The sequence below is a fragment of the Micromonospora sp. NPDC047134 genome (assembly GCF_040643455.1).
Taxonomy (GTDB): domain Bacteria; phylum Actinomycetota; class Actinomycetes; order Mycobacteriales; family Micromonosporaceae; genus Micromonospora.
In genome coordinates this window covers 195122-212057 of sequence record NZ_JBEYUI010000004.1, presented here as the reverse complement: position 1 = coordinate 212057, position 16936 = coordinate 195122, and the positions used below count along the sequence as shown (strand labels likewise).

General features: G+C 70.7%; 15 protein-coding genes. 7 read left to right on the top strand and 8 right to left on the bottom strand.

Annotated elements, in window-relative coordinates; genetic code table 11:
• Nucleotides 1–69: 69 nt before the first annotated feature.
• Nucleotides 70–2769: a DNA polymerase I gene (polA, locus tag ABZ795_RS08185; RefSeq protein ID WP_357529797.1), complete on the top strand. Its 2700-nt coding sequence runs from the start codon at nucleotides 70–72 to the stop codon at nucleotides 2767–2769.
• A 140-nt stretch (nucleotides 2770–2909) separates the two neighbouring features.
• Here the strand turns inward: polA and ABZ795_RS08180 are convergent, their stop codons facing one another.
• A complete protein-coding gene (locus ABZ795_RS08180; protein ID WP_327024941.1) occupies nucleotides 2910–3257 on the bottom strand; it encodes a MerR family transcriptional regulator in 348 nt (115 codons plus the stop codon).
• Between the two features lie 248 nt (nucleotides 3258–3505).
• Between ABZ795_RS08180 and ABZ795_RS08175 the strand changes: the two genes are divergently transcribed.
• A complete protein-coding gene (locus tag ABZ795_RS08175) occupies nucleotides 3506–4096 on the top strand; it encodes a hypothetical protein (RefSeq protein WP_357529796.1) in 591 nt (196 codons plus the stop codon).
• 24 nt (nucleotides 4097–4120) lie between these two features.
• Here ABZ795_RS08175 and ABZ795_RS08170 read toward each other — a convergent pair whose 3' ends face one another.
• From ABZ795_RS08170 to ABZ795_RS08150, 5 genes are all read right to left on the bottom strand, one after another.
• Nucleotides 4121–4870 (bottom strand): SDR family oxidoreductase, encoded by a 750-nt coding sequence (locus ABZ795_RS08170; RefSeq protein ID WP_357529795.1) that lies wholly within the window; start codon nucleotides 4868–4870, stop codon nucleotides 4121–4123.
• 124 nt (nucleotides 4871–4994) lie between these two features.
• Complete coding sequence (locus ABZ795_RS08165; protein WP_327024944.1) at nucleotides 4995–5417, bottom strand: DUF3140 domain-containing protein; 423 nt, start codon at nucleotides 5415–5417, stop codon at nucleotides 4995–4997.
• Nucleotides 5404–5622, bottom strand: a complete 219-nt coding sequence (locus tag ABZ795_RS08160) for a DUF2945 domain-containing protein (protein WP_327024945.1) — start codon at nucleotides 5620–5622, stop codon at nucleotides 5404–5406. The genes ABZ795_RS08165 and ABZ795_RS08160 overlap by 14 nt, the downstream gene beginning before the upstream one ends.
• 50 nt (nucleotides 5623–5672) lie before the next feature.
• The gene (locus ABZ795_RS08155; RefSeq protein WP_357529794.1) at nucleotides 5673–6275 is read right to left on the bottom strand and encodes a Uma2 family endonuclease; all 603 of its coding nucleotides are present in this window, start codon (nucleotides 6273–6275) and stop codon (nucleotides 5673–5675) included.
• A gap of 52 nt (nucleotides 6276–6327) precedes the next feature.
• Entirely contained in the window at nucleotides 6328–7134 is an 807-nt protein-coding gene (locus ABZ795_RS08150) for a class I SAM-dependent methyltransferase (RefSeq protein ID WP_357529793.1), read from the bottom strand.
• 324 nt (nucleotides 7135–7458) lie between these two features.
• On the opposite strand from ABZ795_RS08150, the gene rpsA reads away from it, so the two are divergent.
• Nucleotides 7459–8946 (top strand): 30S ribosomal protein S1, encoded by a 1488-nt coding sequence (gene rpsA / locus ABZ795_RS08145; RefSeq protein WP_327024948.1) that lies wholly within the window; start codon nucleotides 7459–7461, stop codon nucleotides 8944–8946.
• Nucleotides 8947–9072: 126 nt separating this feature from the next.
• Nucleotides 9073–10251: a dephospho-CoA kinase gene (gene coaE / locus ABZ795_RS08140; protein WP_357529870.1), complete on the top strand. Its 1179-nt coding sequence runs from the start codon at nucleotides 9073–9075 to the stop codon at nucleotides 10249–10251.
• A gap of 16 nt (nucleotides 10252–10267) precedes the next feature.
• On the opposite strand, the gene ABZ795_RS08135 is transcribed toward coaE, so the two are convergent.
• Nucleotides 10268–11851: a hypothetical protein gene (locus tag ABZ795_RS08135; RefSeq protein WP_357529792.1), complete on the bottom strand. Its 1584-nt coding sequence runs from the start codon at nucleotides 11849–11851 to the stop codon at nucleotides 10268–10270.
• A gap of 300 nt (nucleotides 11852–12151) precedes the next feature.
• Between ABZ795_RS08135 and uvrB the strand changes: the two genes are divergently transcribed.
• Together uvrB and ABZ795_RS08125 are read left to right on the top strand one after the other, a co-directional pair.
• Nucleotides 12152–14260 (top strand): excinuclease ABC subunit UvrB, encoded by a 2109-nt coding sequence (uvrB, locus tag ABZ795_RS08130; RefSeq protein WP_327024950.1) that lies wholly within the window; start codon nucleotides 12152–12154, stop codon nucleotides 14258–14260.
• A 113-nt stretch (nucleotides 14261–14373) separates the two neighbouring features.
• On the top strand, nucleotides 14374–15228 hold the full coding sequence (locus tag ABZ795_RS08125; RefSeq protein ID WP_327024951.1) for a helix-turn-helix transcriptional regulator: 855 nt from the start codon (nucleotides 14374–14376) through the stop codon (nucleotides 15226–15228).
• Nucleotides 15229–15413: 185 nt separating this feature from the next.
• Here the strand turns inward: ABZ795_RS08125 and ABZ795_RS08120 are convergent, their stop codons facing one another.
• Nucleotides 15414–15707: an antibiotic biosynthesis monooxygenase family protein gene (locus tag ABZ795_RS08120; protein ID WP_357529791.1), complete on the bottom strand. Its 294-nt coding sequence runs from the start codon at nucleotides 15705–15707 to the stop codon at nucleotides 15414–15416.
• Between the two features lie 229 nt (nucleotides 15708–15936).
• Here ABZ795_RS08120 and ABZ795_RS08115 point away from each other — a divergent pair, with 229 nt between their 5' ends.
• A complete protein-coding gene (locus ABZ795_RS08115; protein WP_357529790.1) occupies nucleotides 15937–16935 on the top strand; it encodes a TerC family protein in 999 nt (332 codons plus the stop codon).
• Nucleotide 16936 lies beyond the last annotated feature (1 nt).

Here is a 16936-nt window from a genome sequence, read left to right as displayed (position 1 = left end):
CCCGGGTCGGACGGGGTGGGGGTGGTGGGGTGGGTGGGGGTGTCGGGGGTGGGGGTTAGAGTCGCTGGCGTGACAGCTACGACGCCGCGCCTGCTTCTCGTCGACGGACACTCCCTGGCATACCGGGCCTTCTTCGCCCTGCCGGTGGAGAACTTCTCCACCACGACGGGGCAGCCGACCAACGCGGTGTACGGCTTCACCTCGATGCTGATCAACGTGCTGCGGGACGAGCAGCCCACCCACATCGTGGTCGCCTTCGACGTGTCCCGCCGCTCCTTCCGCACGGAGAAGTACGCGGAGTACAAGGCCGGCCGCAGCGAGACCCCGACCGACTTCAAGGGCCAGGTCAGCCTGGTCAAGGAGGTTCTCGCGGCGCTGCGGATCCCGGTGGTGGAGAAGGAGGGCTACGAGGCCGACGACATCATCGCCACCCTGGCCTGCCAGGCCCGCGACCAGGGCATCCCGGTGCTGATCTCCACCGGCGACCGGGACGCCTTCCAACTCGTCGACGAGCAGATCACGGTGCTCTACCCCCGCAAGGGCGTCTCCGACCTGGCCCGGATGGATCCGGCTGCGGTCGAGGCGAAGTACGGTGTCGGCCCCGGCCGCTACCGGGATCTGGCCGCCCTGGTCGGGGAGACCAGTGACAACCTGCCGGGGGTGCCCGGTGTCGGCCCGAAGACCGCCGCCAAGTGGATCAACACCTACGGCGGGGTGGAGGGCATCATCGCCCGCGCCGACGAGATCAAGGGCAAGGCCGGTGAGAGCCTGCGGGAGCGGCTCGCCGACGTGATCCGCAACTACGAGATCAACTGCCTGGTCGCCGACCTGGACCTGCCGATCCGCCCCGAGGACGCCCGCTGGCAGGGGTGGGACCGGGAGGCCGTACACCAGGTCTTCGACGCCCTTCAGTTCCGCATCCTGCGGGACCGGCTCTACCAGTACCTCGACGCCGTCGAGCCGGAGGCCGAGGCGGGCTTCGACCTGACCGGTGAGGTGCTCGCCGCGCCCGGTGCGCTGACCGGCTGGCTGGAGACCCACGCGTCGCCGGGCACCCCGGTCGGGTTGGCGGTCAAGCTGGACACCGGCCCGAACCGGCGGCACACCGCCACCATCACCGGCCTGGCCCTGGCCACCGCCGACGGCGTGGCGGCCTGGTGCGACCCGAGCACCCTCGACCCTGCCGACGAGGCGGCCCTGGCCGAGTGGCTGGCCGACGAGACCCGCCCCAAGGTGCTGCACGACAGCAAGCCGGCCGTGCTGGCCTTCACCGCGCGCGGCTGGTCCCTGGCCGGCATCGCCCGGGACACCCAGATCGCGGCCTACCTGGCCCGCCCCGACCAGCGCTCCTACGACCTGACCGACCTGGCTCTGCGCTACCTGCACCGCGAGCTGCGGGTCGACGCCCCGGAGGACGGCCAGCTCACCCTCGACGGGCTGGGCCCGAACGGCCAGGCCGAGCAGAACCTCATGCTGCACGCCCGGGCCACCCTGGACCTGGCCGACGCGATCGACACCGAGCTGTCCCGCGACGGGGAGCAGTCCGCCCGGTTGATGGCCGAGGTGGAGCTGCCGTTGATGCGGGTGCTGGCCGGCATGGAGCGCGTCGGCATCGCCGCGGACACCGACTACCTGTCCGAGCTGGAGGCGCACTTCGCCGCCGAGGTGAAGGCCGCCGCCCAGGGGGCGTACGGGGTGATCGATCGGGAGTTCAACCTGGGCTCGCCCAAGCAGCTCCAGGAGATCCTCTTCGGCGAGCTGAACCTGCCCAAGACCAAGAAGATCAAGACGGGTTACACCACGGACGCCGACGCGCTGCAGTGGCTCTACGCCCAGACCGAGCATCCCCTGCTGCACCACCTGCTGCGCCACCGGGACGTGGCCCGACTCAAGTCGACGGTGGACGGTCTGCTCAAGTCGGTCTCCGACGACGGGCGCATCCACACCACCTTCAACCAGACGGTGGCCGCCACCGGTCGGCTCTCCTCCACCGAGCCCAACCTGCAGAACATCCCCATCCGCACCGAGGAGGGACGGCGCATCCGCCGCGCCTTCGTGGTGGGGGAGGGGTACGAGTGCCTGCTCACCGCCGACTACAGCCAGATCGAGATGCGGATCATGGCGCATCTCTCCGGTGACGAGGCGCTGATCGAGGCGTTCAACTCCGGGCACGACTTCCACGCGGCCACCGCCTCCTCGGTCTTCGAGGTGGCGGTCGCCGAGGTCACCCCGGACCAGCGGCGCAAGATCAAAGCCATGAACTACGGCCTGGCGTACGGGCTGAGCGCCTTCGGCCTGTCCCAGCAGCTCGGCATCACCGCCGAGGAGGCGCGCGGGCTGATGGAGGTCTACTTCGCCGGGTTCGGTGGGGTCCGCGACTACCTGCAGGAGGTGGTCGCCCGGGCCCGCCAGGACGGCTACACCTCCACCATCCTGGGCCGCCGCCGCTACCTGCCCGACCTGGTCAGCGACAACCGGCAGCGCCGGGAGATGGCCGAGCGGATGGCCCTCAACGCCCCGATCCAGGGCTCGGCGGCCGACATCATCAAGGTCGCCATGCTGCATGTCGACACCGCCCTGCGCGACGCCGGGCTGCGGTCCCGAATGCTGCTCCAGGTGCACGACGAACTGGTCTTCGAGGTGGCGCCGGGGGAGCGGGAGACCCTGGAAGAGCTGGTCCGCCGCGAGATGGGCGGGGCCTACCCGCTCTCCGTACCCCTGGAGGTCTCCGTCGGCGAGGGCCGCGACTGGAACAGCGCCGACCACTGATCCGCTGCGGGCGGGGTGGGGGTTCCGGGCAGCCCGACCCGCTCCGGGCGGTCAGGCTTGATCCCTGCGCGGGCCGGGCTGCCCCGCAACCCCGACCTGGTCACCGGTGGTGGGTCGGTGACGGGGTCACCCGAGAGGGACTATCCGACGTCTTCGAGGGCAGCGGCGAGGCGGTCGCGGATGGTGTGCTGTTTTGCGAGTCGGGCATCGAGGGCGGCGAGCCGGGCCCGGGCCACCTGGAGGCCGGCGGGTGACGGCGGAGCCGTGGTCACGTCCCCGTCCAGACAGGGCAGGAAGAAGTCGACATCCTGGAGGGTCAGCCCGGCGGCGAGCAGGTGCCGGATGTTCCGGACCCGGGTCACGGTGCTCGCGTCGTACCACCGGTAGCCGTTGGCGGAGCGGCGCGATTCGATCAGACCGTGCTGCTCGTAGTGGCGCAACGCCCTAGGGGTGCTGCCGGTGGCCCTGGCCAGTTCCCCGATCCGCATCCGTCGACGCCTTTCGTGCCATCCCGCCGACCTGCCGGCTGAGTCCGTCTGCCGGCTGAGTCCGCCCCGCTGGCTGAGTCCGCCCCGCTGGCTGAGCCCGCCCCGCTGGCTGAGCCCGCGACGGGCGAAGCCGGCGGAGAAGAGCGAGCCTATCGGGACTGACGTATATCGTCCTCGGTGCCCGAGGCGGGGGAGCACGGGGCGCAATCGGGCACCGTTGCGGGTCCTGTGCGGGAAGGCGAGCTGGCATGGGCACCGATATCGCAGGTGGGGTGGAGGTTCGCCCGTACGGTCCGGGTTCACCATGGCTGCTGACCGACCTCAGTCTGGAGGACCTACCTCGTCACTACGATGCCTTCGGGCTGCTGTTCGGGGTACGGAACCACGCCGGGTTCGAACCCGTTGCCCCCGGTAGGGGCCTGCCGGAGGACGCCGGCCCGGACCTGCTTGCTCTCCGGTACGACGGCACGCACGATCACACGTGGGTGACCTGGACCGAGTTGGCCCGCATCGACTGGAATGCCCTGGCGCCCCGCGTTGACGACCGGATCCACGAGTACGAGCTGACCAGCGAAGGTCCGCGGTTCATCGGCAAGGCCGGCCACCACGGGCATGCCTGGCGGGCGGTGGCCGGCGAACACGCCGACCCCAGGGGCAGCAGTTATCCGGAGGGTACGCAGTGGCGCGCCGACGATCGGATGTGGCGGGTGGAGCGGCTCCGGCCGGCAGACGTGTTGCGTGTCGATCCGCAGTTGCGCGCGCTCTTCGACACCATGCGCGATCTCGCCGAACGGCATGGCGGCGACAACGTACGGCTGGTGGTCTGGTTCGACAGCTGAGCAGCCGCCGACCGGGCGGGCCGGTCAGCCGATGACCGCCCCGCCGTCGACCGGCAGCACCACCCCGGTGAGGAAGCCCGCCGCCGGCTCACAGAGTCGCCCGATGGCCCAGGCCACCTCCTCGGGAGTTCCGAGGCGGCCCAGCGGCGTACGGTCGATCTGCCAGCGCCGCAGCGCCGCGCGCTGTTGCGGGGAGAGCCCCTGATGTTCGCCGATGGGCGTGTCGATCGCGCCGGGCGCAACCGCGACCACCCGGATGCCGCGCGGCGCCAGTTCCACCGCCCAACTGCGGGTCAGCGAGTCCAGGGCGGCCTTGCCGGCGGCGTACATCGAAGCACCCGGCCAGGCTCGCTGACCGACCGCCGTGGTGACGTTGACGATCACGCCTCGGCTCGCGGCTAACGCGCCGAGGGCGGCGTGGGCCAGGCGGGCCGGGGCTAGCAGGTTGGTGGCGAACTGGGCGTGGGTCGCTGCCTCGTCCAGTTCCGCTAGCGGGCCGGCACCGGCGATCCCCGCGTTGTTGACCAGCACGTCCAACCGGCCGTACCGGTCGAGAGCGGCGTCGATCACCCGGCGGGGTGCGTCGGCCGCGGTCACGTCGACGGCCAACGGGGTGATCAGCGGGTGACCGGTAGCGGTGTCGGCGAGCGGCGCGCTTCGGCGGCCGACCGCCAGCACCTGGGCGCCGTCGGCGCTGAACCCTCGGGCGGTGGCGCGGCCGATGCCGGTGCCGGCACCGGTGACGACGACGACTCTGCGCTGCACATCGTTCATGCCGTCGATCCTGCGACCCTGCCGTCAGCGGCAAGGTCAAGTGCGCGTCGGCGACCGGCTCGGTGAGGTCGAGGGATCAGCGGCCGGTGGCGCCGTCGAGGAGTTCCCGCCTGCCCGTCAGTCGTCAGGCCGGTCGGGGCCGGCGGGCCTTCGGCGGAGCCCCGTGCCGTTGGAGGGCCTTGCGGGAGGGGCCGCCGGGCGGCGGCAGTTTGGCCTTGACCGGGTCGTGGCCCCAGTTCATCAGGGAGTAGCGCCACCGGGTCGCCCGTACGTCGCCGCTGGGCCGTTGGGCCATGTGGCGCCGGACGTACCCGACGACCTTGCGCATGTGTTTGTAGTCCGCCTCGGTGAGCTGGTCGCGTTTGCGTCGCAGCAGGTCGATGATCCTCCGGCCGGACTGGTGGCCGACCGACTCGCCGCCGCCCTTGTGCCAACCGACCTGTTTGGACTCCTCGGTCTCCAACCAGGTGGACAGCTCACCGGGCTTCATGTTCACCGCCTCGGTGAACTCCCGGTAGGTCTGGTCGGGATCGTCACGACCGCTCACGACGCAACACCTCCGGCCGGTGGGCGACATCCCTGCCCGAGTCGTCGTTGGTGATCCGGTACTGCGGGTCCTCCGGGGAGGCGTTCACCGGGTGTCCTCGGACGTGGGTGCGTTCGGTGAGCTTCTCCTTGACGACCCCGTACGCCCGGCCGCTGTGGCTGGCCCAGGAGACATGGTCGCCGGTGCGGAACTCCGTGTCGGCCATGCCGCCGGGTTACCCGAGGTCGCCGGAGGAAAACGACCAGATGGTACGGGCTACGGGACGATCTCGGCGATCGGCAGTTTGATGTCGAAGGGCTCGGTCAGCTCGATCAGGTCGGCGCTGTCCGCGGCGAGTTCGTACTGCCGCTCACCGCCCGGCCCGATCCGGTCACCGAGCCGGTACGCGTACAGATGCACCGGGTCCTGTTCGATGCGCCAGTAGAACGGGATGCCGGCGGCGGCGTACTCGCCCGGCTTGGCGAACCGGTCGACCCGCCGGGTGCCCGGCGAGACGATCTCCACGGCCAGGACCACGTCCGCAGGCCGGAGCCGGGACCGCTCAGTTGGCAGTCCGGCGCGGTACAGCACCACGTCCGGTTGTCGGCTGGTGTTGTGGCTGAGAGCTACCCCGACCGCCTGGGTGGCGCGCAACTGGGCCGGAGCGTGGGAGTGCAGCCACGAGGTCAGTAGGAACGAGATGTTCTGGTGGCCCAGGGTGGGGGAGGGTGTCACGTGGATGACTCCGTCGACGAGTTCGACACGGGGGGCGTCGTCCGGCAGGGCGAGCAGGTCCTCCAGCGTGTAGTCGGCACGCTGCTGCCGCATCGGATCCGGACACCAGGGGCCAGGTGATGTCGGGATGGGCTCGGCGCTCATGAGGGGAGCGTACCGCCGTGGATGCGCCCTGAGGCCGCACCGGAAGTGCGACTCAGCTGGCGGGTTTCTCGCTGACGAAGATGGCGGTGCCGGGGAAGAGGCGGCCCCGCAGCGGGCTCCACTGCCCCCAGATCCCCTCGTGTCCCTCCGGCCACTCCGGTTCCACCAGGTCCAGCAGCCGGAACCCGGCCCCGACCAGCTCGCGGACCCGGTCGCCGAGAGTGCGGTGCTGCTCCACGTAGCTGGCCGCGCCCTGCTCGTCCTGTTCCACGTACGGGCGGGTGTCGAAGTACGAGTGCACCGCGGTCAGCCCGCCCTCGCCCGGGTCGTCCAGAAAGATCCAGCGCATCGGGTGGGTGACCGAGAAGACCCAACGACCCCCGGGGCGCAGCACCCGGTGCACCTCGCGCATCAGGGCCGCCGAGTCGGCGACGAAGGGCACCGCGCCGAAGGCGGTGCAGGCGAGGTCGAAGCTGGCGTCGCGGAAGGGCAGCGCCATGGCGTCGACCTGGGCCAGGGGTACGCGTACCCCGGTGCGCTCGGCGGCCTGGACGGCGTGGCGCAACATGCCGGCGGAGAGGTCCACGGCTACCGGCCAGGCGCCCTCGGTGGCCAGCCAGCGGGCGCACGAGGCGGCTCCGCAGCCGACCTCCAGCACCCGGCGTCCGGCCACCTCGCCGAGGAGCCGGGCCTCGGCCTCGCGCAGCCCCTCCGGGCACCAGACGAAGTCCACCTCGCCGAGGAAGTGTCCGTGTTCGGCCTGGTAGGCGTCGGCGTCGGCGTCCCACCAGTGGCGGTTGGCGCGGCGCGCCTCGGTGTCGTCCACCCGGCGCCGGGTCACCCGGTTGTCGTCGTCCACCCGTTCACGCTAGGCCCCTGGGGTACGCGGGCTCGGGGCGGCCCGGTGCCGGCTGGGGCCAGCCGGGCGAAATCTCCGCTTTCGCGGGTGGTGCGGTGATGAGGAGACGGGAGGGCTTGCACGCTGTGGTAATGCAGCGGGTAGGGTATTGGATGCGCTCGCGGATCGTGTGCCTCGGCAGGGAGCAGGTGCGCGGTCGACGGAGCCACATCAAGAACTCGTTACGCGATTTTTGGGTGGGCCCGCCGACGGATCCGTTGGCGCGCACAGGTCACCGCGACAACCGCCTGCTGTGACACACATCCGACCGGAGCAACCGCCCACATGACGAGCAGCATCGAGGCCCCCTCGAGCGCCACCAAGGTCACCGTCGACGACCTCGGCTCCGAGGAAGCTTTCCTCGCCGCGATCGACGAGACCATCAAGTACTTCAACGACGGCGACATTGTCGAAGGCACCGTCGTCAAGGTCGACCGGGACGAGGTCCTGCTCGACATCGGCTACAAGACCGAGGGCGTCATCCCCTCTCGTGAGTTGTCGATCAAGCACGATGTGGACCCGGCAGAGGTCGTCACGGTCGGTGACCACATCGAGGCCCTGGTCCTCCAGAAGGAGGACAAGGAGGGGCGGCTGATCCTCTCCAAGAAGCGGGCGCAGTACGAGCGGGCCTGGGGCACGATCGAGAAGATCAAGGACGAGGACGGTGTCGTCCGCGGCTCGGTCATCGAGGTGGTCAAGGGTGGCCTCATCCTCGACATCGGGCTGCGCGGCTTCCTGCCGGCCTCCCTGGTCGAGATGCGGCGGGTGCGCGACCTGCAGCCGTACGTCGGCCGCGAGCTCGAAGCCAAGATCATCGAGCTGGACAAGAACCGCAACAACGTGGTTCTGTCCCGCCGGGCCTGGCTGGAGCAGACGCAGTCCGAGGTGCGCACGGAGTTCCTCAACAAGCTGCAGAAGGGGCAGGTCCGCAAGGGCGTCGTCTCCTCGATCGTCAACTTCGGCGCCTTCGTCGACCTGGGCGGCGTGGACGGCCTGGTGCACGTCTCCGAGCTGTCCTGGAAGCACATCGACCACCCCTCCGAGGTCGTCGAGGTGGGCCAGGAGGTCGAGGTCGAGGTCCTGGACGTCGACCTGGACCGCGAGCGGGTCTCGCTGTCGCTGAAGGCGACCCAGGAGGACCCGTGGCGGCAGTTCGCCCGCACCCACGCGATCCAGCAGATCGTGCCGGGTAAGGTCACCAAGCTGGTGCCGTTCGGCGCCTTCGTCCGGGTGGACGACGGCATCGAGGGCCTGGTCCACATCTCCGAGCTGGCCGAGCGCCACGTGGAGATCCCGGAGCAGGTCGTGCAGGTCGGCTCCGAGGTCATGGTCAAGGTCATCGACATCGACCTGGAGCGCCGCCGGATCTCGCTGTCGCTCAAGCAGGCCAACGAGGGCTTCGTCGAGGGCGAGGAGCACTTCGACCCGACCCTCTACGGCATGGCCGCGACCTACGACGCCGAGGGCAACTACATCTACCCGGAGGGCTTCGACCCGGAGACGGGCGAGTGGCTCGAGGGGTACGACAAGCAGCGCGAGACCTGGGAGAACCAGTACGCCGAGGCGCGGCAGCGCTGGGAGGCGCACCAGAAGCAGGTGCAGACCTCTCGGGCCGCCGAGGCCGAGGCCGCTGCCAACCCGCAGCCCGCCCCCACCGGCACCACCACCACGACCAGCGCGGCCCCCAGCCGCCAGGCCGAGGAGCCGGCCGGCACCCTGGCCACCGACGAGGCCCTCGCCGCTCTGCGGGAGAAGCTCGCCGGCGGTAAGTGACCCGCCAGCCGACAAGGCAGCAGGGCCCCGTCTCGACCCGGATCTCCGGGTTCGAGGCGGGGCCCTCGCCGTTTCCGGGCGCGGGCCCTGTTTGGCGGTACGGCGATGATCGGGTTGACTGAGGCCGTGCTGAAGGTGGGATTGACCGGCGGAATCGGTTCGGGCAAGAGCGCGGTGGCGCGGCGACTGGTCGAACGCGGCGCGGTGCTCATCGATGCCGATCAGCTCTCCCGGGAGGTGGTGGCCCCGGGCACCGAGGGACTGGCCGAGGTGGTGGCCGCCTTCTCCGAACGGGTACTCGACCCCGACGGGGCCCTGGACCGGGCCGCCCTGGCCGACCTGGTCTTCACCGACGAGGCTGCCCGCCGCCGGCTGGAGGCCATCGTCCACTCCCGGGTGCGGGCCCGTACGGCCGAACTGGTGGCCGCCGTCCCACCCGATGCGGTGGTGGTCAACGACGTACCCCTGCTGGTGGAGGTGGGGCTGGCTCCCACGTACCACCTGGTGGTGGTCGTGCAGACGGCGCTGGCCACCCGGGTGCAGCGGTTGACCCGCGACCGGGGGATGAGCCGGGCCGATGTCGAGCGGCGGATCGCCGGTCAGGCCGACGACGCCCGCCGGGCGGCGGTCGCGGACGTGCTGCTCAGCAACGACGGCACCCTGGCGCAGCTGCACGCCGCCGTCGACGCCCTGTGGCACGAGCGGCTGGTGCCCTTCGAGGACAACCTGCGCCATCGACGGGCGGTCCGGGCGCACCAGGTGATCCTCACCGAACCGGATCCGACCTGGCCGCAGCAGTACGCCCGGCTGGCCGCCAGGATCCGACAGGCGATCGCCCCGGAGGAACTGCGGATCGATCACATCGGCTCCACCGCGATGCCGGGTCTGGCCGCCAAGGACGTCATCGACATCCAGCTCGGGGTCTCCTCCCTGGCCCAGGCGGACGCCCTGGCGCAGCCCCTGGCCGAGGCCGGCTTTCCCCGGATGCCCGGAGACTGGTGGGACACCCCCCGGGGGGCGGGTTCCGGCCGGTGGGCCAAGCGCCTGCACGGCAGCGCCGACCCGGCCCGTCCGGTGCATCTGCACCTGCGGGTGACCGGGTCACCCGGCTGGCGGTACGCCCTGCTGATGCGGGACCACCTGCTGGCCGATCCGGACCGGCGGGCCGCCTATCTGATGCTCAAGCGGGAACTGGCGGCCTCGGCACCGGACAGCGGGGCGTACGCGACCGCGAAGGACCCCTGGTTCGACGAGGAGCACCTGCGGGCGGAGGAGTGGGCGGCCCGGACCGGATGGCGCCCCTAGCCGGGCCCGGAGGCGGTCAGCGGGCCTTGGTCGGCTTGGGAATCGACGGGACCCGGCCGGGTTTCAGGTCCAACTGGGCCCAGGCGCCGCCCGGGGTCGGCAGTTCCAGTCGGCGCAGCAGACCGGACCGGTCCACCCAGTACCGGGTCCTACCCGATCCGCTGCCGACCTCGATGACGTCGACCACGCTGCCGGTCAGGTTGTCGCCGCGTACCCGGCGGGGGGTGCCGGAGGGGCCGCTGCCGCGGGCCGCCCGCAGGGCCCGGGCCACCAGGGGGTCCAGTGCCTGAGCGCGGTGCGCTCCGCCCCGCCAACCGGAGCCCGGTGGTGGCAGGGGCGGTGGGTCCGCCGGGTCCCCCGGCGCCGCAGTGTCGACCCGGGTGACTTTGCCGCCCTCTCGGCGTACCAGGGTGCGGGTGCCCTCGGCGTCCAGGTCGGTGACCCCCAGGTAGGCCGTGTTGGAGGTCCAGCTCAACCAGCCGCGGCCCCGCAGGTTGGTGTCGGCCGAGGCCGGTACGGTCACCGTGAGGGTGGCGCCACCGGCGGCCCGCAACCGGGCGGGCAGCCCCCGCCAGCGGTCCCGCTCGGCCGAGTTGAGGGCGCGGGGCAGGCCGGGGCGGCCCCCCAGCGCGTCGACCGGCCGCAGGGTCGGCCGATCCACCCGATTCAGGTGTACGGTGACCGGCCCGACCGGGGCGATCATGGCCTCCAGCCGGAGCAGCCTCCCGTCGGGGTCCAGGAAGTAGCGGGTGGCCTCGGCCGGTTCGGGGCCCGGCCAGGGGGCCTCCAGGATGTCCAGGTTCTCCCCGTGCTGTCGTTCCCGGCCGACCCACCGGCCCGAAGTCTCGTCTACCGGGTCCGGACGGTCGGCGGTCAGCGCGAAGATCATGGCCAGCAGTGGGGTCAGCCGCTGGTCCGGGGCCACCCGCCAGCCGTCGACCGGTGGGATGAGGGGCGGCATCGCCGGTGCCGGCACCGCGGTGGGATCGGGCCGGGACATCAGTACGGTGGGGGTGGCCTGCGCCAGGCCCCGCAGCACCCCCGCCCCGGCTCCGCCCACGTCGACGTAGACCAACCGGCGGGCCCAGTCGACCCAACCGAGCAGGTCGGTGCGGTCGCCGCCACGGCCGATCGTGACCTGCAACCCGGCCCGCAGGTCGCGCTGGTTGGTCACCCGCATCACCGCCAGCCGGCCCCGTTCGGCCGAGGTCAACGGACGGCTGGCCGGCTCCTGGGGAACCCAGTTGAGCAGGGTCAGCACCAGCAGGACGGCCGAGAGTCCGGCGGTGAGCGCCAGCCCGGTCAGGGTCAGTCGGCGGCGCCGGGCGAACCTCTGCCGGGCCTCCTCGGCCTCCTCGTCGGCACCGGCGAGGTCCTCCTCCTCGGCCACCGGGTCGAGCAGTCGGTCAGACAGCCCCGCCAGGCCCGGCAGCCCTGGCCCGGGTCGGTCTGGCTGGTCGGCATCCGGGCCGGTCTGTTCCGGCTGGCCGGTATCCAGGCCGGGGCGGTCCAGATTGAGGACGGCACGGTGGCGGCGGGAACCGGCGCGATGTCGGCGGTCGGCTCGGCCGCTGGGCAGTGGTCGTGAGCTGTTCTCCACGGAGGATGAACGCCGTGGACCGGGGTGGGGTGACGACATAGGGGCGCTCGCGGCGGCCGGTCAGCGCGTCGTCCGCGCGACCACGTCGGGTGCGCACGCCACAAATCTGGGTGCTGCTACCCACTGCGCCGGGGGCGGCATGACCTGTGGCCCGCCACCGACCCCGGACGGCCGCCGCGAGCGGCCTACGCAAAGAAGGGTAGCCGGGTGAGAAGAACCACACAATGCGAATATTGAGGCCGGTCACCTGCGGGGCGTAGTCACCGCGAACTGTCGGGCCCCCCGCGTACCGTGGACGACATGGCGCTCGACATTCCCCGGCTGGACGGCCGGTTTCAGGTCATCAGCGAGTTCCAGCCGGCCGGCGACCAGCCGGCCGCGATCGACGATCTGGAACGGCGGGTGCGCCGGGGCGACCGACACACCGTGCTGCTCGGCGCGACCGGCACCGGCAAGAGCGCCACCACGGCCTGGTTGATCGAGCGGTTGCAGCGTCCCACCCTGGTGCTGGCGCCCAACAAGACCCTCTGTGCGCAGCTGGCCAAGGAGTTCAGCGAGCTGCTGCCGGACAACGCGGTGGAATACTTCGTCTCCTACTACGACTACTACCAGCCCGAGGCGTACATTCCGCAGACCGACACCTACATCGAGAAGGACTCCTCGATCAACGAGGAGGTGGAGCGGCTGCGGCACTCGGCGACCATGTCGCTGCTGACCCGCCGCGACGTGGTGGTGGTGGCCACCGTGTCGGCGATCTACGGGCTGGGCACCCCGGAGGAATACCTGGATCGGGCGGTGCGGGTGGCCGTCGGCCAGGAACTGGATCGCGACCAGTTGCTGCGCCGCCTGGTCGACATCCAGTACACCCGCAACGACATGGCCTTCCAGCGCGGCACCTTCCGGGTGCGTGGCGACACCCTGGAGATCATCCCGGCGTACGAGGAACTGGCCGTACGCATCGAGCTGTTCGGTGACGAGGTGGAGAAGCTCTACTACCTCAACCCCCTGACCGGTGACGTGGTGCGCGAGGTGGACCACCTGCTGATCTTCCCGGCGACCCACTACGCGGCCGGGCCGGAGCGGATGGAACGGGCCATCCGCGACATCGAGACCGAGCTGGCCGAGCGGCTGGCCGAGCTGGATCGCCAGGGCAAGCTGCTGGAGGCGCAGCGGCTGCGGATGCGCACCACGTACGACATCGAGATGATGCGGCAGGTCGGCTTCTGCTCCGGCATCGAGAACTACTCGATGCACATCGACGGCCGGTTGCCGGGCAGCCCACCGCACTGCCTGCTCGACTACTTCCCGGACGACTTCCTCACCGTGATCGACGAGTCGCACGTCACCATTCCGCAGATCGGCGGCATGTACGAGGGCGACGCCTCCCGCAAGCGGATGCTGATCGACCACGGTTTCCGGCTGCCCAGCGCCGCGGACAACCGGCCCCTGCGGTTCGACGAGTTTCTGGAGCGGGTCGGGCAGATGGTCTTCCTGTCGGCCACCCCGGGGACCTGGGAGCTGGAACACTCCCAGGGGGAGTTCGTCGAGCAGGTGATCCGGCCGACCGGCCTGGTGGATCCGGAGGTCGTGGTCAAGCCCACCAAGGGCCAGATCGACGACCTGATGCACGAGATCAAGTTGCGGACCGAGCGCGACGAGCGGGTCCTGGTCACCACCCTGACCAAGAAGATGGCCGAGGACCTGTCGGACTACCTCCTGGAGAACGGCATCCGGGTGCGCTACCTGCACTCCGAGGTGGACACCCTGCGCCGGGTGGAGCTGCTGCGTGAGCTGCGCCGGGGCGACTACGACGTGCTGGTCGGCATCAACCTGCTGCGGGAGGGCCTGGACCTGCCGGAGGTCTCCCTGGTGGCCATCCTGGACGCGGACAAGGAGGGCTTCCTGCGCAGCGGCCGATCGCTGATCCAGACCATCGGCCGGGCCGCGCGTAACGTCTCCGGCCAGGTGCACATGTACGCCGACAAGATCACCCCGTCGATGGCGAACGCGATCGACGAGACGAACCGGCGCAGGGCCAAGCAGATCGCGCACAACGAGGCGCACGGCATCAGCCCCGAACCCCTGCGTAAGAAGATCCACGACATCCTCGATGACATCTACCGGGAGGCGGAGGACACCGAGGCCACCCGGGTCGGCGGGGCGGTGCGGCAGCTGTCCCGAGGCAAAGCGCCGGTCAAGGAGACCCGCAGTCGGGGCCGGGCCGGTGCCGCCACCCCCGCCCGGGAGGGCATGGCGCGGGCCGAGTTGGCGCAGCTCATCCAGGAACTCAACGACCAGATGCTGGCCGCCGCGCGAGAGCTTCAGTTCGAGCTGGCCGCCCGGATCCGCGACGAGGTCTCCGAGCTGAAGAAGGAGTTGCGGGGGATGGACGCGGCCGGGGTGCGGTGATCCGGGTGGCCTTCTCGCGATGAGCTGTTCCAGCCCGGGAGAATAGCGGAATGCGAGCATCCTATTGCGCTGGGTGATCGTCGTGCGTACTCTCCCTCGGTGGGGAGGCGGGGATGCCGTTGCCAACGAGTCCGGTCATTCGACGAGCGCGGCTCGGAGCGGAGCTGCGACAGCTTCGGCGCCGAGAGACACTGACCCTGGAACAGGTGTGTGACCGGCTGGGTTGGGCCTCCACCTCCAAGCTGTCCCGCATCGAGTTGGGGCAGAGTCGTCCCGATCTGGCCGACGTGTTGGATCTGCTCGACGTCTACCAGGTGCCGCCCTCCCAGCGCGACGCCTTGATCGTCATCGCCCGCGACGCCGCCACCAGCCGAGGCTGGTGGAAGGCGCTGGGCGAGATGGGGGTACGGCAGCGCACCTACGCCGAACTCGAAGCCGGGGCGGCGGGCATCGTGGAATACCAGCCCTGCGTGGTGCCGGGCCTGCTGCAAACCTCGGCGTACGCCCGGCTGCGCATCGCCGCCGGTCAGCTCATCGATCCCGAGGTGGATGTGGAGTCCGACCTGCGGGCCCGGTCCGCCCGGCACGCGGTGCTGCGCCGGATAGAGCCGCCGCACTACACGGCGCTGATCACCAGGGCGGCCTGCGAGCGGGCCGGTGACCCGGTCGAGGTCTGGCGGGAGCAGGTACGCCACCTGCTGGATCTGACCGAGCTGCCGCATGTGACGATCCGGTTGCTGCCGAACGGGTCGGAGGTCGGGCCGCTGCCGCTGACCCCGTACTCCTGCTACTCCTTCCCGGATCCGGCGGATCCGCGGACGGTGATGCTGGAGGCGCTGACCACGGACGTGCGGCTGACCACCGCGACGGACGTCGACCGGTACGAGCGGATGACCCATCGGCTGTTGGAGGCGGCGCTGCCCGAACAGGAGACGGCTCAGGTGCTGGCCGGCTGGCTGGACGGGTAGGGGCGGGCGCGTCGGCGCGGTGAGCGTGGGCGCGTCGGCACCGGCCCGGCGCCCCCGTAGCCGTCGGGAAGCGGTGCCGACGCGAGGCGCAGGCTAGAACAGGGGTACGACAAAAAGCGCCGGCCCCGGACGATGCGGGGCCGGCGCCTGCGTGTGGGCCCGGCGCCGGAGCCGTTCGTGCCCGGCTAGGCCGGCACGTCCACGAAGTGCTCGACCCGGGGCGGGCTGGCGAAGTACGGCCCGATCAACTCCCGCCACCGGAGGAACCGTTCGCTGGCCCGGAAGTTCTGCTCGTGCGCCTCGACGGAGTCCCACTCGACCAGCAGCACGAAGCGGGAGGGCGACTCGATCCCCCGGGTCATCCGTACCGAGCGGCAGCCCGGGGTGCTCGCCAACACCGGATGCCCCTCGGCGTACGCGGCGGCAAAGGCGTCTTCCTGACCCGGCACCACATCGATCAACGCAACCTCAAGAACCATCCCCGCAGCCTGCCACGCCCCACCCCACCCCCTCCACCCACCCCCTTGACCCCGTTGATCATGAGGTTAGCGGCAGTCAGGGTGATCAACTTCGCCGTCAACCTCATGATCAACGGGGCGATCAGGGGGTGCGGGGTGGGTGGCGCCTAGCCTCCTAGGAAGCCTAGGGTGGGTGAGCTGGGTGGGTGTGCGGTGGTGTGTTGCTGGGGGGTGGGGTGGGGACGAGACTGTGGAGGTGTCCGGACTCGTGTGGGTCGTCACGCTTGTCGTGTTGGCCGGGGTGCTCCTGGTGGACCTGTTCATCATCGGCCGGCGCCCGCATGAGCCGAGCGTGCGTGAGTCCAGTCTCTGGGTGGCCTGCTACGTGGGGCTGGCCCTGCTTTTCGGCGTCGGGCTCTGGGCCACCGCCGGGGGGAGTGTGGCCGGGCAGTTCTACACCGGCTGGCTGACCGAGTACAGCCTCTCGGTCGACAACCTCTTCGTCTTCATGATCATCATGGCGCGCTTCGCGGTGCCCCGGCAGTACCAGCAGAAGGTGCTGCTGGTGGGGATCGTGCTGGCGCTGGTCATGCGGGGTGGCTTCATCGCGGCCGGGGCCGCGCTGATCTCCCAGTTCAGTTGGGTGCTCTACATCTTCGGCGTCTTCCTGATCTACACCGGGATCAACCTGGCCCGGCAGGGCGAGTCGGCGGAGGAGGAGTTCCAGGAGAATGTGCTGATCCGGTGGAGTCGTCGGGCCCTGCCGATCTCCCGGGACTACCACGGGGCCCGATTGACCGCCCGGGAGCAGGGCCGGTGGAAGGTCACCCCGATGCTCATCGTGATGACCGCGATCGGGACCACCGACCTGATCTTCGCCCTGGACTCCATCCCGGCGATCTTCGGCATCACCCATGAGCCGTACCTGGTCTTCACCGCCAACGTCTTCGCGCTGATGGGGCTGCGGCAGCTGTACTTCCTGCTCGGTGGCCTGCTGAACCGGCTGATCTACCTGAGCTACGGCCTGGCCGTGGTGCTCGGATTCATCGGGGTCAAGCTGGTCCTGGAGGCGTTGGCGGAGAACCGGCTGTTCTTCCTCAACGGGGGCGAGCCGGTGGGCTGGGCACCGCACATTCCGACCTGGCTGTCCCTGCTGGTGATCGTGGTGACCCTGGCGGTGGCGACCGTGGTCAGCCTGGCCAAGTCCTCCCGGGACCGACGACGGGAACCGGCGACAACAAAGAGCTGAG

Excerpts from the sequence above, each read along its gene's own strand:
- ABZ795_RS08180 (WP_327024941.1), bottom strand. The coding sequence starts at position 3,257 with ATGCGGATCGGGGAACTGGCCAGGGCCACCGGCAGCACCCCTAGGGCG.
- ABZ795_RS08175 (WP_357529796.1), top strand. The coding sequence starts at position 3,506 with ATGGGCACCGATATCGCAGGTGGGGTGGAGGTTCGCCCGTACGGTCCG.
- ABZ795_RS08170 (WP_357529795.1), bottom strand. The coding sequence starts at position 4,870 with ATGAACGATGTGCAGCGCAGAGTCGTCGTCGTCACCGGTGCCGGCACC.
- ABZ795_RS08160 (WP_327024945.1), bottom strand. The coding sequence starts at position 5,622 with ATGGCCGACACGGAGTTCCGCACCGGCGACCATGTCTCCTGGGCCAGC.
- ABZ795_RS08155 (WP_357529794.1), bottom strand. The coding sequence starts at position 6,275 with ATGAGCGCCGAGCCCATCCCGACATCACCTGGCCCCTGGTGTCCGGAT.
- rpsA (WP_327024948.1), top strand. The coding sequence starts at position 7,459 with ATGACGAGCAGCATCGAGGCCCCCTCGAGCGCCACCAAGGTCACCGTC.
- uvrB (WP_327024950.1), top strand. The coding sequence starts at position 12,152 with ATGGCGCTCGACATTCCCCGGCTGGACGGCCGGTTTCAGGTCATCAGC.
- ABZ795_RS08125 (WP_327024951.1), top strand. The coding sequence starts at position 14,374 with ATGCCGTTGCCAACGAGTCCGGTCATTCGACGAGCGCGGCTCGGAGCG.
- ABZ795_RS08120 (WP_357529791.1), bottom strand. The coding sequence starts at position 15,707 with ATGGTTCTTGAGGTTGCGTTGATCGATGTGGTGCCGGGTCAGGAAGAC.